The following is a 13,978-nucleotide window of genomic DNA, read 5'->3' on the forward strand; positions in this document are numbered from 1 at the left end:
ATTGGCATTACCTGCTGAACCGCACCCTCAGCCATTGATCGAGGCTCAACCGCCCAGCCCCTTTGAGCAGCAGTGGCAACAACGCCACCAGGTAGATCAGCGGCAACTTGAAGTTGCCAAAGCCTTGGTCGGTAATGGCATACCCTTGGGCCAGCTCGGCCAGGCTTGACCAGTGTGCCGGCCAGTGCACTGCGGCAATCGCCACCACGGTCACCACCATCAGGCCCAGTGATGCCAGCCGGGTTCCCAGCCCCAGCAACAGCAACAGTGGCAGCACCAGTTCCGCCCACATCGACAGCTGCCAGTTCAGCTCCGCAGGCAGGTGGTTGAAGGGGAATGGAAAGCTGCCTTGCAGGTCGGCGAACCAGTTGTTGCCGTTCAGCTTCTCAAGGCCGGATTCGAAAAACTCCCAGGCCAGGAACAGCCGCAGTGGCAAGTCGGCGCTCCAGGTGCCGACGTGGTCGAAGGTAGTCAGGGTGCGGGTCAAGGTGGTCATGTCGGTGTTCTCTCTCAGGGCAGGATTTCAGGTAAGTGCACGGGCGCCGCGGCGTTGCTGGCGGGCCAGCTTGGCGGTGAGCTTGACGGTGATGGCGCTGAACATCAGGGCGAACGCCAACGGGTACCAGCCGCCCATGGGGATGCGCTTGTAGAACGACAGGCAGAACACGGCCGCCAACACCCACATGCCGGTGCTGTGCAGGGCTTGCCAGGTGCGGCCACCCAACAACCGCATGGGGGCCTTGAACGAGGTGGCGGTGAGCAGCAGGAGGAACAGATAGCCGATGCTGCCGGGCAGGCTGGAGGTGAGCGTGCGGCCGGCCCAGAACAGTTCGGGGAATTGCTGGGCGTAGCGGTAGATCAGCAGGCCATGCACAGTGTGGGAGAAGGCGAACGCCAGGCCCAGGTAGCGCCGTTGCTGAAGGACATGGCGGGTGGCGGTGCCAGGCAGCAGGGTGACCAGTGATGAAGCCAGGAAGGCCAACAGGAAGAGTGCGAAGGAACTGCGCGCGGTGGCGCGGATGGCGCTGCGCAGGCCGTCAGGGTCAGGCTGGGCGGCCAGGACCACGGCAGTCATGGCCAAGGTCAGGCCGGCGAGGGTGGCGAACAGCTTCCAGCCGCTGGGCAGAGTGAGGGCTTTCATCAAGGGGGCTCCCGGTGTTTGAAGGTGTGACCGGGAGTGTGGGGGGGAGGGGTATCTGCAGTGTGTCGGGGGGGGTGGGGTTGTGTATCGGTTTGTAGTGACTGCTGTTTAGGGGCAACAGCCGTGGCTGTCACTGGAGTTCGATCTGGGCGCACAGGCCGCCGCTTTCGCGGTTGCTCAGGGTCAGCCGGCCGCCCATGGCGTGGATCAGTTGGTGGGCAATGGCTAGCCCCAGCCCGGTACCGCCAGTGCTGCGGTTACGCGAGCCTTCTACCCGGTAGAACGGCTTGAGCACTTCGTCCAGCTCGGCACCGGGGATACCAGGCCCGTTATCGAGCACGCGGATCACGGTCATGCCAGCTTCGCTGCACACCTGCAGTTCAGCGGCGCCGGCAAACTTGAGGGCGTTGTCCACCAAGTTCACCAGCACCCGGCGCAGGGCATGCGGGCGGGTTTCCAGCAGGCTGGCGGTGCTACCATGGCGCTCCACCTGGGCGCCGCTGTCCTGGTAGTCGAACACCAGGCTGTCGAGGAATGCATCCAGGTTGATCCGGCAGGGGGCTTCGGTGCTGGTGTCCATGCTGCGGGCATAGGCTACGCCTTCGCGCACCAGGTGCTCCATTTCACCCAGGTCGCTCCACAGCTTGTCCTTCTCGACCCCGTCGTCCATCACTTCGACCCGCAGTTTCATGCGCGTGATCGGCGTTTGCAGGTCGTGGGAAATGGCCGCCAGCAATTGCATACGTTCCTTGAGGTGGGCAGCGATGCGCGCTTGCAGGGCGTTGAAGGCCACCGCCGCGTAGCGCACCTCGCGCGGGCCGCTTTCATCCAGCTGCACGCCCGGTTTGTCCGGGTCGAGGTTGTCCACTGCCTGCGCCAGGCGGGTGAGGGGGCCAATGGCCAGGCGCACCGCCAGCCAGGTGCACAGCAACAGCACGGCCAGCTGGATCAGCAGCACCACGGGCAGCCAACGGGCCACCGGCACAGGCGACGGGGTTACGTCGATGGTCAGCGGCGCGCCGTCGGCCAGGCTCAGGTGCGCCTGGAAGTGGGCGTTCGGGCCGGGAATGTCCTGGAAGGTCAGGCGGTAATCGCTGCCGATGGCCTTGACGATGGATTCGGCCGCCATGGGCGGGTCACTGCTGGGCATGGCTGCGCCTGCCAGGCCTTGGTCCAGGCGGTAGCGGTAGGTGCGCCGTTCCAGGCGCGGCAGCCAGGCGGCGCGTTCGGCCGCGGGCAGGCGGTCGAGGATGGCTACCGAGGTGGCCACGTCCTGCTCCAGGTTGCTGAGCATCATCGAGCGGCTGCTGATATAGCGCTCGTAGGCCTGCAGGCCGAACGACAGGCCGTACGCCAGCACCAGGCCGGTGAAAAAGATCAGTGCCAGTCGCGAGGCCAGGGTACGTGGCCACTTCATGATGGCGACTCCAGCAGTTGTACCGGCAACGAGAACACATAGCCCTCGCTGCGCACTGTCTTGATGCAACTGGGTTCGCGGGCATCGTCACCCAGGCGTTGGCGCAGGCGGCTGACCAGCAGGTCGATGGAGCGGTCGAAGATGTCGGCTTCGCGGCCTTGGGTCAGGTTGAGCAACTGCTCCCGGCTGAGCACCCGTTGCGGGTGGTCGAGAAACACCCGCAACAGGCGGTACTCGGCGCCGCTCAGCGCCACCAGGGTGCCTTCGCTGTCGAGCAGGTGGCGTGCGGTGGTGTCCAGCCGCCATTGGCCGAAGCGGAGCAGGCGGCTGCTTTCGCTGATGGTGAGGTTGGGGGGCAACATGCGCGTGCGGCGCAGCACGGCATTGATACGGGCGAGCAGTTCGCGTGCCGAGAACGGCTTGGTGAGGTAGTCGTCGGCGCCCATTTCCAGGCCGATGATACGGTCGGTTTCATCGTTGCGGGCGGTCAGCATCAACACGGGCGTGTTGCGGTGCTTGCCAGCACGCAGTTCGCGGCACAGCAGCAGGCCATCGTCGCCGGGCATCATGATGTCGAGGACGATCAGGTCGACGCTGTTGGCTTCGAGGAAGGCACGCATCTGCCGGCCGTCGGCGACGATGCTGGTGCGCAGGCCGTTCTTCTTCAGGTAATTGCCGACCAGCTCGCGGATTTCGCGGTCGTCGTCGACGATCAGGATGTGATCGACGTGTTCCATGCGCAGCGTTCCTGTGTAAGTGGGGTTGGCGCAGTGTACCGAGCGCGTTGGCGCTTGCCTGCGGGGTTTTGTATTGCAGTGTATCTGGCGCAGGCCGAGATACAGCAGGAAGCACATCACAGTGTCGGGCGACACATGCGCGATACCTGGCAGGCGTGAAATGGCTCTCGACCGGGGAGCACGACTTCCCACACCCAAGTGTTACTCAGGAGAGATGCCATGAACGTTAAAACCTTCGCCAATGCCAGCCTGTTCGCCGTACTCAGCTTCGGCGCCATTGCCGCTCAGGCCGCCACCGCACCCATGGCGGGTGCTGGTGCCATGCAGTACCACTATGGTGAACACCTGGATGTGAAGAAAGTATTGTCGGTACAGGATGACCAGAGCAACGCGTGCGGCCTGGTAAACACCCGCATGGATTACCTGGATTCCAACGGCCAACCGCAGAGTGTGCAGTACCGCACTTACGCCACCGGCGGTTGCCATGAGAATTGATCGGCGCTTGCTGTTGAAGGTAGGTGGCATTGCCCTGGCCCTCACCGGCCTGGGCCTGGCCGGCCACCTGATGGCCCGTGACAGCTATGGCGCCATGCCGTCGCTGGCAGGTGCAACCCAGTGGCTGAATTCCGCGCCACTGGATGCCCCGGGGCTCAAGGGCAAAGTGGTGCTGGTGGACTTCTGGACCTGGGACTGCATCAACTGCCAGCGCAGCCTGCCGCATGTGAACGATTGGGCGCGGCGTTATGCCGACCAGGGGCTGGTGGTGGTCGGGGTGCATACGCCGGAGTACGACTACGAGCACGATGTGGGTACCTTGCGGGACAAGGTGGCCAGGTTAGGGATTGCATACCCGGTGGCGGTGGACAACGACCATGAGGTGTGGAATGCCTGGGGCAACCAGTTCTGGCCGGCGCATTACTTTGTCGACCGCAAGGGTCAGGTGCGCCATGTGCATTTTGGCGAGGGGGACTATGGGGGGCAGGAAAAGGTGATTCAGGCGTTGCTGGATGAAAAAGGGTGATGCCTTGTGCCGGCCTCTTCGCGGGCAAGCCCGCTCCCACACAGACAGTGCAATCAGTGAAGTTTGCGCTGTACCTGTGGGAGCGGGCATGCCCGCGAAGAAGCCAACATTCGTCTATCAGGTAAAGCTGGCAAAATGCGCTTGCATCCGCGCCGCATCCGCCTGCCGCCCGCTGAACAGCTCGAACGCCTTGACCGCCTGGAACACCGCCATGTTGCTGCCATCCAGCGTGCGGCAACCCAGTGCCCGGGCCGCCCGCAGCAGTTCGGTCTCCAGCGGGAAGTAAATGATCTCGGCCACCCACAAGCGCGCATGCAACAGTTCCACCGGCAGCGGTGTACCCGGCAGCTTGGCCATGCCCACTGGCGTAGTGTTCACCAGCCCGTCGGCCTCGGCCAAGGCTGTGGCCAGGTCGGTGCCGACAACCGCACGCCCGGCACCGAAATGGGTGTTCAGGTTATCGACCAAAGCCTGCGCCCGGGCTGCGTCCACTTCAAACAGCACCAGTCGCTCGACGCCCTCAGCCAGCAGGGCATGAGCCACGGCCGAACCTGCTCCACCAGCCCCCATCTGCACAACCTGGCGCCGTGCTACGTCGGGCAGGCCACGGCGCAAGCCTTCGGCAAAGCCCAGGCAGTCGGTGTTGTGGCCGACCCGCTTGCCGTCCTTGAGCACAACGGTATTTACCGCGCCGATGCCGCGTGCTTCGTCCGACAGCTCGTCGAGCAACGGCAGGATCGCCTGCTTGAACGGGTAGGTGATATTAAGGCCGGTGAAACCGGTGTGCTGCGCGGCATCGAGCAGCCCGGGCAAGGCGCTGTCTTCGAGTTGCAGCGCGTCGGCGTCGATCAACCGGTACAGGTAGCGAAGGGCCTGGGCATCACCTTCATGCTCATGCAGGGCAGGGGTGCGCGACAGCTGGATGCCACGGCCAATCAGGCCGGCAAGGATGGCTTGCTGGCTCATGCAAGGCGCTCCTGGAACAGTTCGGCAAAGTGGCTGAGGGCCATGCGGTAGCCATGGCTGCCCAGGCCGCAGATCACGCCCACGGCGATGGACGATACGAATGACAGGTGGCGGAACGGTTCGCGCTTGTGCACGTTGGACAAGTGCACCTCGATGACGGGCAGTTCGCTGGCCACCAGGGCGTCGCGAATGGCCACCGAGGTGTGGGTCCAGGCGCCGGGGTTGATCACGATACCGGCGCAGCGGTTGCGGGCGGCGTGGATCCAGTCGATCAGTTCGCCTTCGTGGTTGGTCTGGCGGAATTCGATTTCCAGGCCGTGGGAATGGGCAGTGTCGGCACAGCTTCGGGCCAGGTCCGCAAGGGTTTCGTGGCCATATTGTGCAGGCTCGCGGGTGCCCAGCATGTTCAGGTTGGGGCCGTTGAGCACGAGAATAAGGGGCTTCATGACGGGCATCACTTTGTTGTTGTTGGATGCGCGTAGTTTTGTACTGACTGGTTAGTTTCGTCAATTGGACTAGATCGTCGCACCGGGAAAGTGGGCGATTATCGAACGCAGTCAAACCTTACAAAATTGTAATTTTCCCGACACCGCCCCGATAAGCACGGCTTTCTACAGTGCCTCGCCTACATGCGTCGACGAGGATTTGTTCGTGCCCATCCCCCGCAAGATCGCCTTGCTCTGCCTGTTGCTGGCCAGCGCCACCAGCGCCCAGGCCAGCCAGAGCCTGAGCCTGCCCCAGGCGCTCGCCGCCGCCTTTGCCCAGAACCCGGAGCTGGCCGCCGCGGGTCGTGAGCTGGGCATCGCCGACGGCGAGCGGCGCCAGGCCGGCTTGATCCCCAACCCTGAGCTGTCCTGGGAGGTCGAGGACACCCGCCGCAGCACCAGCACCACCACCGTTACCCTTAGCCAGCCGCTGGAGCTAGGCGGCAAGCGCGGCGCACGTATCGCGGTGGCCGGCAGCGGTCAGGCGATTGCCCAGCTCGACCTGGAGCGCCAGCGCAATGGCCTGCGTGCCGATGTGGTGCAGGCCTTCCACGCTGCCCTGCGCGCGCAGACCGCGCTGGAACTGGCGCAGCAGTCGCAGGCCCTGACCGAGCGCGGGCTGCGGGTGGTACAGGGGCGTGTCACTGCTGGTCAGTCATCGCCTGTCGAGGCCACCCGTGCCCACGTACAACTGGCCCAGGCCCAGGCCGAAGTGCGGCGGGCGCAAACCCAACGCAGCGTGGCCTATCAGGCCTTGGCGCGCTTGACCGGCAGCCCGCTGGCAGCGTTCGACCAGTTGCAGGCGGCCAACCTTTCACCAGGCGTCGCGCCCAGTGCCGACAGCTTGCTCGGCCAGGTCGAACAAACGGCCGAATGGCGCCTGGCCGCCGCCCAGGTCGAGCGCGGCGATGCCACGTTGGGCTCGGAAAAGGCCCAGCGCATTCCCAACCTCACCGTCAGCCTTGGTAGCCAGTACAGCCGCGAAGACCGGGAGCGGGTCAATGTGGTTGGCCTGTCGATGCCCTTGCCGTTGTTCGACCGCAACCAGGGCAATGTGCTGGCCGCCGCACGCCGTGCCGACCAGGCGCGTGACCTGCGCAACGCCGTGGACCTGCGCCTGCGCAGCGACACCCGTAGCGCCGTCAGCCAATGGCAGACAGCGATGCAGGAGGTGGACGCCTACGACCGCACCATCCTGCCGTCTGCACAGCAGGCCGTGGACACCGCCACCCGTGGTTTCGAAATGGGCAAGTTCGCTTTCCTCGATGTACTCGACGCCCAGCGCACGCTGATCGAGGCCCGAGGGCTGTATCTGGACGCGCTGGCTTCGGCGACCGACGCGCGGGCGCAGGTCGAGCGGATTTACGGCGACCTCGATGGCCTGAGCAACCAATTGAACAGCAGGAGCAACAATGACTAACCCACGCAAAATAGCCCTTCTGGTCGCCGCCATGGCTGCGCTTGGCCTCGGTGGCCTGGCCTTTACCGGCAACCTGGGCCAGGCGTCGAAGGCTGAAGCCCGGCACGACGATCACGGCGAAGACAGCCATGGCCATGGCGCCGAGAAAACCGCCGAAGGCCACGAAGAAGAGGGGCATGGCGAAGAAGAGGGCCAGCTGCACCTGTCCATTGCCCAGATCGAAGCTGCCGGTGTGCAGCTGACTGCCGCCGGCCCGCGTGAACTGGGTACCGCCATCAGCTTCCCGGGGGAAATCCGCTTCGACGAAGACCGCACTGCCCATGTCGTGCCCCGTGTGCCCGGCGTGGTAGAAGCCGTGCAGGCTGAGCTGGGCCAGGCGGTCAAGCGTGGCCAGGTACTGGCGGTGATCGCCAGCCAGCAGATCTCGGACCTGCGCAGCGAACAGCAGGCCGCCCAGCGCCGCCTGGAACTGGCACGCCTGACGTTCCAGCGCGAACAGCAGCTGTGGCAGGAACGCATCAGCGCCGAACAGGATTACCTGCAGGCGCGCCAGGCGTTGCAGGAGGCCGAAATTGCCTTGGCCAACGCCCGGCAGAAAGTCGCCGCCGTGGGCCCGGCCGGTGCCGGCAATCGCTACGAGTTGCGGGCGCCCTTTGATGCCGTAGTGGTGGAGAAGCACTTGACGGTGGGCGAGGTGGTCGACGAGACCAGCAATGCGTTCACCCTGTCGGACCTGAGCCGGGTCTGGGCCACCTTTGCTGTCGCCCCGCGTGACCTAGACAAGGTGGTGACCGGCCGCAAGGTCACCGTCAGCGCCCCGGACCTGGGCGCCCAGGTCGAGGGCAAGGTCAACTACGTTGGCAGCCTGCTCGGCGAGCAGAACCGGGCCGCCACCGTGCGTGCCACCCTGGCCAACCCCAACGGCGCCTGGCGCCCCGGGCTGTTCGTCAATGTTGCAGTCAGTGTCGAGCGCTTCAATGCCGCCGTGGTGGTGCCGGAAAGCGCCCTGCAAACCTGGGAGGAACAGACGGTGGTGTTTGCCCGCACCGAGCAAGGCTTCGAGGCACGCCCGGTAAAGGCCGGCCGCCGCGATGCCGGCCAGGTGGAAATCATCAGCGGCCTGGCCGCCGGTACCCAGGTGGCCGCCGCTGGCAGCTTTGTCCTCAAGTCGGAACTGGGCAAGGGCTCGGCCGAGCACAGCCATTGATCACGGGGACTCCTGCATGTTCGAACGCCTGATCCAATTTGCCATCGAGCAGCGCCTGGTGGTGATGCTGGCCGTGGTCCTGATGGCCGCGGTGGGTATCCACAGCTACCAGAAACTGCCGATCGACGCTGTACCGGACATCACCAACGTCCAGGTGCAGATCAACACCGCCGCGCCCGGCTACTCGCCGCTGGAGACCGAGCAGCGCATCACCTTCGCCATCGAGACGGCCATGGCCGGCCTGCCTGGGCTGAAGCAGACCCGTTCGCTGTCGCGCTCGGGCCTGTCGCAGGTCACGGTCATTTTCGATGATGGCACCGACCTGTTCTTCGCGCGTCAGCTGGTCAACGAGCGCCTGCAAGTGGCCCGCGAGCAATTGCCCGAAGGGATCGAAGCAGGCATGGGGCCGATTTCCACCGGCCTGGGCGAGATCTTCCTGTGGACCGTGGAAGCCGAACAGGGCGCCCTGAAGGAGGACGGCACGCCGTACACGCCGACCGACCTGCGGGTGATCCAGGACTGGATCATCAAGCCGCAGTTGCGCAATGTGCCAGGGGTGGCCGAAGTGAACAGCATCGGTGGCCACGCCAAGCAATACCTGATTGCACCAGAGCCCAAGCGACTGGCGGCCTACAAGATTACCCTCAACGACCTGATCGCGGCGCTGGAGCGCAACAACGCCAACGTGGGTGCCGGTTACATCGAGCGCAACGGCGAGCAGTTGCTGATCCGGGCACCCGGCCAGGTAGCCTCGGCCGCAGACATCGCCAATATCGTCATTTCCAGCGTCGACGGCACACCGATTCGCGTCAGCCATGTGGCCGAGGTTGGCCTGGGCGAAGAGCTGCGCTCGGGTGCGGCCACCGAGAATGGCCGGGAAGTGGTGCTGGGCACGGTGTTCATGCTGATTGGCGAGAACAGCCGTACGGTGTCCCAGGCAGTTGCCGCCAAACTGGTCGAGATCAACCGCAACCTGCCCAAGGGCGTGGTGGCGGTGACGGTGTACGACCGCACCAACCTGGTGGAAAAAGCCATCGCCACGGTAAAGAAGAACCTGGTCGAAGGCGCCATCCTGGTCATCGCCGTGCTGTTCCTGTTCCTGGGTAACATCCGTGCCGCGCTGATCACCGCCATGGTCATCCCGTTGTCGATGCTGTTCACCTTTACCGGCATGTTCAGCAACAAGGTCAGTGCCAACCTGATGAGCCTGGGGGCGCTGGACTTCGGCATCATTGTCGACGGTGCCGTGGTCATCGTGGAAAACGCCATCCGCCGCCTGGCCCACGCCCAGCAACGGCATGGCCGCATGCTCACCCGCAGCGAGCGCTTCCATGAAGTGTTTGCCGCAGCCCGCGAGGCGCGCCGGCCGCTGATCTACGGGCAGCTGATCATCATGGTGGTGTACCTGCCGATCTTTGCCCTGACCGGGGTCGAGGGCAAGATGTTCCACCCCATGGCCTTTACCGTGGTCATGGCCCTGCTGGGTGCGATGATTCTCTCGGTCACCTTCGTGCCGGCAGCCATTGCCCTGTTCGTTACCGGCAAGGTCAAGGAAGAAGAAGGCCTGGTGATGCGCACGGCGCGCCAGCGCTATGCCCCGGTGCTGGCCTGGGTGCTGGGCCGGCGCAAGCTGGCGTTTGCCGCGGCGGCCACTTTGGTGCTGCTGTCCGGAGTAATGGCCAGCCGCATGGGCAGCGAGTTCATCCCCAGCCTCAGCGAGGGTGACTTTGCCTTGCAGGCGTTGCGCGTGCCGGGTACCAGCCTGTCGCAGTCGGTGGACATGCAACAGCGCCTGGAGCGGGCGATCATCGCCCAGGTGCCGGAAGTGGAGCGGGTGTTTGCGCGTACCGGCACCGCCGAGATCGCCTCCGACCCGATGCCGCCGAACATTTCCGACGCCTATGTGATGTTGCGCCCGCGCGAGCAGTGGGTAGACCCGGGCAAACCGCGTGACGAACTGATCGCCGAGGTTCAACGTGCGGCCGCCAGCGTACCGGGCAGCAACCACGAACTGTCGCAGCCTATCCAGTTGCGTTTCAACGAGCTGATTTCCGGGGTGCGCAGCGATGTGGCGGTTAAGCTGTTCGGTGATGACATGGACGTGCTCAACCGCACCGCCGCGCAGATCGCCAGCAGCTTGCAAGGGGTGCCGGGTGCATCCGAGGTGAAGGTTGAGCAGACCACCGGCCTGCCGGTGCTGACCATCGACATCGACCGCGACAAGGCGGCCCGTCACGGCCTGAACGTGGGTGATGTGCAGGATGCCATCGCGATTGCAGTGGGGGGCCGCACGGCGGGCACGCTGTATGAAGGCGATCGCCGTTTCGACATGGTGGTGCGCCTGCCCGAAACCTTGCGTACCGATGTGGACGGCTTGGGCAGCCTGCTGATTCCGGTACCGGCCAGTGCCGCTGCGGGCGCTGCGCAAATTGGCTTCATCCCGTTGTCGCAGGTGGCCACGTTGAACCTGCAACTGGGGCCTAACCAGGTCAGCCGCGAAGATGGCAAGCGGGTGGTGGTGGTCAGTGCCAATGTGCGAGGGCGTGACCTGGGCTCGTTCGTGAAGGATGCCGAACAGACGCTGATACAGCAGGTGCAGATTCCACCGGGTTACTGGACGCGCTGGGGGGGGCAGTTCGAGCAGTTGCAGTCGGCGGCCGAGCGTTTGCAGGTGGTGGTGCCGGTGGCCCTGCTGCTGGTCATGGCGCTGTTGCTGATGATGTTCAACAACCTCAAGGATGGCCTGCTGGTGTTCACCGGTATTCCGTTTGCCCTGACCGGCGGGGTGCTGGCGCTGTGGTTGCGGGATATTCCGCTGTCCATTTCTGCGGGGGTGGGGTTTATTGCCTTGTCGGGGGTGGCGGTACTCAACGGGCTGGTGATGATCGCCTTTATCCGCAGCCTGCGCGAAGAAGGGCGCCCGCTGCGGGTAGCGGTTGAGGAAGGTGCGCTGACGCGCTTGCGGCCGGTGCTGATGACGGCGCTGGTGGCTTCGCTGGGGTTCATTCCGATGGCGTTGGCGACCGGCACCGGGGCTGAGGTGCAGCGGCCGCTGGCGACGGTGGTGATTGGCGGGATCTTGTCTTCTACCGCGTTGACGTTGCTGGTGTTGCCGGCGTTGTACCAGTGGGCTTATCGGCGCGAAGAGCAGCAGGAGGGCTGACATCCTGGGGCCGCTTTGCGGCCCATCGCGACACAAGGCCGCTCCTACAGGACATGCGATCCCCTGTAGGAGCGGCCTTGTGTCGCGATGGGCTGCGCAGCAGCCCCACGATTTCAGATACTGCGACGAATCCCAGGGTGTACACCGTCCGACCCCACCTCATCATGCAACGATATCCGCGAAGTCTCCGGCAACGCCAACCCGCCCACCAACGCCACCAGCGCAATCACCACCAGGTAGAACGCCGGTGCCAGGCTGCTGCCGGTCTGCCCGATCAGCCATGTTGCCACCAGCGGCGCGGTACCGCCAAACAGCGTATAGGCCACGTTGTAGGTAATCGCCGACGCGGTATAGCGGGTTCGGGTAGGGAAACTTTCCGACAGCAACGCCGCGGTCACCACGCCACTGCACAGCGCCCCCACCGCCAGCAGGATCACCCCGATCAGCGCGCCGGACATCGAGCCCGAGCTGGCCAACCAGTACGCCGGGAACACGCACAGCATCACCCACAGGCAGGTAAAGCCGATGGTCTTGCGCCGCCCCACGCGGTCCGAGAACGCCCCGGCCAGCGGGCAGCCAACGGCGGCGAACAACAGCGCCACGGTGGTCACCAGCAGCGATTGCGCGCGGGTCAGGTTGCCCACCAGTTGCAGGTAGGTGGCGAAGTAGGTGGTGAACATGTAGAACGACAGCGCGGTCAGCGAGATGAACGCCCCCAGGTTGCGAATGACCCGGCCATGGTTGCGCAGGGTTTCCTTGAGCGGTGAGTGCTCGTGCTCCTTGCCCTGGGCGACGGCTTGGCGAAATGCCGGGGTTTCTTCCATGCGCCAGCGCAGGTACAAGCCAACCAGCCCCAGCGGTGCGGCGATCAGGAACGGCACGCGCCAACCCCAGGCATTCATCGCTTCGGCCGACAGGCTGGCCTCCAGGCCATAGGCAATTACGGCGGCGCAGGCAAAGGCGGAAAAGGTCGAGACCGGCACGAAGCTGCCATAGAAGGCCCGCTTGTCGCTGGGCGCGTGCTCCATCAGGTAGGCGCAGGCCCCGGCGTACTCGCCACCGGCAGAAAAGCCTTGCAGGCAACGCGCCAGGGTTAGCAGCGCAGGGGCGGCCAGGCCGATGCTGGCGTAGGTGGGCAGCAAGCCGATCAGGGTGGTGGAGCCTGCCATCAAGAGGATGGTCAGCGACAGGATGCGCTTGCGCCCCAGGCGGTCGCCCAGCGCACCGAACACGATCCCGCCCAGCGGGCGCAGGGCAAAGGCCACGGCGAACACCGCAAAGGTCTTGAGCAAGGCCACGCTGGTGTCTTCGCTGGCAAAGAACTGGCTGGCGATCAGCGTGGCGAGAAAACCATAGACGGCAAAGTCGAACCATTCGACGAAGTTGCCGATTGCCGAGGCGGCGATCACCCGGCGCAAGGTGGCGGGGGATACCTCATGAGGTGCAGACATGCGGGAGCTCTCCGGTTCCATTGGCAGCCATGATGAACGTGGCGCGGTCGGGCCGCGCCATCATTTGTTGTGCTTGCCAGTAGATCGCCGGGCGCCGTAGGGCGCTTTGTCGAGGGCGACCTCGGGATACCTGATTCAACCGCTGTGGCGGTTTACAGCCGGCCCACTTTCCAGGGGGCGTACTCCAGTTCACTGTAACCCTTGGCCTGGCCGTGCGCGTCGGTGCTGAAGCCAGGCAGCTGGCTCAGGTTCAGCGCCATGCAGCGGCTGTTCAGTTCGGCCTGCAGTTTGCCATCGAGGCGGAAATCATCTGGCCGGTTCGGGTGGGGGTAAATCTGTACCAGGCAGCCCTGGACGTTGCCCTGTGCGTTTGCTTCGTAGTAGAGCGAGGCCCTGCCAATGCTGTCTACCGGCTGGTCGCGGAACAGGTGCTGCCAGAAGAATTCGCGCTGTGCATTGGCCTGGCGCCTTGCGGTGTCGGGTGCCTGGGCGTATGAAGGCAGCACCACGAACATCGGCGCCCGTACTTCCACCGTGCCGTCCTCATCGCGCATCGACTTGGGCACCACGGGGTAGATGGTCTTCCAGCACTGCGCCTCGACCATGCTTGCCAACGCGTTGAAGTCCGAGCGGACAAGGTCGGCAGGCAATACCGTTTCGTATTTCATCGGTGGCTTGCTGGCTTTGCAACTGGTGGGCGCGGAGTTCCGGTCGAGTTTGACATCCAGCATGACCACGCCGATCTGCTTGCCTGTATCGGCTGTGGCAATGCCCAGCCTCAGGACGTTTTGCATGTCGCTGACGAATGCCTGGCGCGCCTGTTTGTCTTCCTCGGAGGCAGGCCGGTTCTGGCAACCTGCCAAGGCGATGAGTGCGGCAGCCATGATTGCCGGAGACAACGATCTGAACACAGAAACTTCCTTGATGTGATGGAGCCGGCCTACATGCCGGCGTTGTTGAGAACCAATAT

13 protein-coding genes are annotated in these 13,978 nt (G+C 64.6%); 5 read left to right on the forward strand and 8 right to left on the reverse strand.

Features of this window, described 5'->3' with window-relative positions; genetic code table 11:
* Positions 1-7: 7 nt before the first annotated feature.
* The 4 genes from ACQKPZ_RS04110 to ACQKPZ_RS04125 all read right to left on the reverse strand — a co-directional run bounded on the left by ACQKPZ_RS04110 (position 8) and on the right by ACQKPZ_RS04125 (position 3,295).
* On the reverse strand, positions 8-496 hold the full coding sequence (locus ACQKPZ_RS04110; protein WP_427535689.1) for a DoxX family protein: 489 nt from the start codon (positions 494-496) through the stop codon (positions 8-10).
* Positions 497-523: 27 nt separating this feature from the next.
* Complete coding sequence (locus ACQKPZ_RS04115) at positions 524-1,141, reverse strand: ferric reductase-like transmembrane domain-containing protein (RefSeq protein ID WP_427535691.1); 618 nt, start codon at positions 1,139-1,141, stop codon at positions 524-526.
* A 130-nt stretch (positions 1,142-1,271) separates the two neighbouring features.
* The gene (locus ACQKPZ_RS04120) at positions 1,272-2,558 is read right to left on the reverse strand and encodes a sensor histidine kinase (protein WP_427535693.1); all 1,287 of its coding nucleotides are present in this window, start codon (positions 2,556-2,558) and stop codon (positions 1,272-1,274) included.
* The gene (locus ACQKPZ_RS04125; protein ID WP_391130031.1) at positions 2,555-3,295 is read right to left on the reverse strand and encodes a response regulator; all 741 of its coding nucleotides are present in this window, start codon (positions 3,293-3,295) and stop codon (positions 2,555-2,557) included. The genes ACQKPZ_RS04120 and ACQKPZ_RS04125 overlap by 4 nt, the downstream gene beginning before the upstream one ends.
* A gap of 219 nt (positions 3,296-3,514) precedes the next feature.
* Between ACQKPZ_RS04125 and ACQKPZ_RS04130 the strand changes: the two genes are divergently transcribed.
* On the forward strand, positions 3,515-3,790 hold the full coding sequence (locus ACQKPZ_RS04130; RefSeq protein WP_427535695.1) for a DUF2790 domain-containing protein: 276 nt from the start codon (positions 3,515-3,517) through the stop codon (positions 3,788-3,790).
* Complete coding sequence (locus ACQKPZ_RS04135) at positions 3,780-4,316, forward strand: thioredoxin family protein (RefSeq protein ID WP_427535697.1); 537 nt, start codon at positions 3,780-3,782, stop codon at positions 4,314-4,316. The genes ACQKPZ_RS04130 and ACQKPZ_RS04135 overlap by 11 nt, the downstream gene beginning before the upstream one ends.
* A gap of 117 nt (positions 4,317-4,433) precedes the next feature.
* Here ACQKPZ_RS04135 and ACQKPZ_RS04140 read toward each other — a convergent pair whose 3' ends face one another.
* A complete protein-coding gene (locus tag ACQKPZ_RS04140) occupies positions 4,434-5,282 on the reverse strand; it encodes a shikimate dehydrogenase (RefSeq protein WP_427535698.1) in 849 nt (282 codons plus the stop codon).
* Positions 5,279-5,728 carry a type II 3-dehydroquinate dehydratase gene (gene aroQ, locus ACQKPZ_RS04145; protein WP_427535699.1) on the reverse strand — a complete coding sequence of 150 codons (450 nt, stop codon included), beginning with the start codon at positions 5,726-5,728 and terminating at the stop codon, positions 5,279-5,281. Before aroQ ends, ACQKPZ_RS04140 begins: the two co-directional genes overlap by 4 nt.
* Before the next feature lie 205 nt (positions 5,729-5,933).
* On the opposite strand from aroQ, the gene ACQKPZ_RS04150 reads away from it, so the two are divergent.
* From ACQKPZ_RS04150 to ACQKPZ_RS04160, 3 genes are read left to right on the forward strand one after another with little or no spacing between them, the layout of a single operon-like run.
* Positions 5,934-7,187 (forward strand): TolC family protein, encoded by a 1,254-nt coding sequence (locus ACQKPZ_RS04150; protein ID WP_427535700.1) that lies wholly within the window; start codon positions 5,934-5,936, stop codon positions 7,185-7,187.
* Positions 7,180-8,394: an efflux RND transporter periplasmic adaptor subunit gene (locus ACQKPZ_RS04155; protein WP_427535702.1), complete on the forward strand. Its 1,215-nt coding sequence runs from the start codon at positions 7,180-7,182 to the stop codon at positions 8,392-8,394. Before ACQKPZ_RS04150 ends, ACQKPZ_RS04155 begins: the two co-directional genes overlap by 8 nt.
* 16 nt (positions 8,395-8,410) lie before the next feature.
* On the forward strand, positions 8,411-11,557 hold the full coding sequence (locus tag ACQKPZ_RS04160) for an efflux RND transporter permease subunit (protein ID WP_427535704.1): 3,147 nt from the start codon (positions 8,411-8,413) through the stop codon (positions 11,555-11,557).
* A 113-nt stretch (positions 11,558-11,670) separates the two neighbouring features.
* Here ACQKPZ_RS04160 and ACQKPZ_RS04165 read toward each other — a convergent pair whose 3' ends face one another.
* Together ACQKPZ_RS04165 and ACQKPZ_RS04170 are read right to left on the reverse strand one after the other, a co-directional pair.
* A complete protein-coding gene (locus ACQKPZ_RS04165; protein WP_427535705.1) occupies positions 11,671-13,008 on the reverse strand; it encodes an MFS transporter in 1,338 nt (445 codons plus the stop codon).
* 152 nt (positions 13,009-13,160) lie between these two features.
* Positions 13,161-13,919, reverse strand: a complete 759-nt coding sequence (locus tag ACQKPZ_RS04170; protein ID WP_427535706.1) for a hypothetical protein — start codon at positions 13,917-13,919, stop codon at positions 13,161-13,163.
* Positions 13,920-13,978: the final 59 nt, after the last annotated feature.

The sequence above is a fragment of the Pseudomonas sp. NPDC089547 genome (assembly GCF_050280665.1).
Taxonomy (GTDB): domain Bacteria; phylum Pseudomonadota; class Gammaproteobacteria; order Pseudomonadales; family Pseudomonadaceae; genus Aquipseudomonas.

Bases quoted from the DNA above. Each gene is read 5' to 3' on its own strand.
- ACQKPZ_RS04155 (WP_427535702.1), top strand. From the start codon at position 7,180: ATGACTAACCCACGCAAAATAGCCCTTCTGGTCGCCGCCATGGCTGCG.
- ACQKPZ_RS04160 (WP_427535704.1), top strand. From the start codon at position 8,411: ATGTTCGAACGCCTGATCCAATTTGCCATCGAGCAGCGCCTGGTGGTG.
- ACQKPZ_RS04115 (WP_427535691.1), bottom strand. From the start codon at position 1,141: ATGAAAGCCCTCACTCTGCCCAGCGGCTGGAAGCTGTTCGCCACCCTC.
- ACQKPZ_RS04135 (WP_427535697.1), top strand. From the start codon at position 3,780: ATGAGAATTGATCGGCGCTTGCTGTTGAAGGTAGGTGGCATTGCCCTG.
- ACQKPZ_RS04140 (WP_427535698.1), bottom strand. From the start codon at position 5,282: ATGAGCCAGCAAGCCATCCTTGCCGGCCTGATTGGCCGTGGCATCCAG.
- ACQKPZ_RS04120 (WP_427535693.1), bottom strand. From the start codon at position 2,558: ATGAAGTGGCCACGTACCCTGGCCTCGCGACTGGCACTGATCTTTTTC.
- ACQKPZ_RS04110 (WP_427535689.1), bottom strand. From the start codon at position 496: ATGACCACCTTGACCCGCACCCTGACTACCTTCGACCACGTCGGCACC.
- aroQ (WP_427535699.1), bottom strand. From the start codon at position 5,728: ATGAAGCCCCTTATTCTCGTGCTCAACGGCCCCAACCTGAACATGCTG.
- ACQKPZ_RS04130 (WP_427535695.1), top strand. From the start codon at position 3,515: ATGAACGTTAAAACCTTCGCCAATGCCAGCCTGTTCGCCGTACTCAGC.
- ACQKPZ_RS04125 (WP_391130031.1), bottom strand. From the start codon at position 3,295: ATGGAACACGTCGATCACATCCTGATCGTCGACGACGACCGCGAAATC.
- ACQKPZ_RS04165 (WP_427535705.1), bottom strand. From the start codon at position 13,008: ATGTCTGCACCTCATGAGGTATCCCCCGCCACCTTGCGCCGGGTGATC.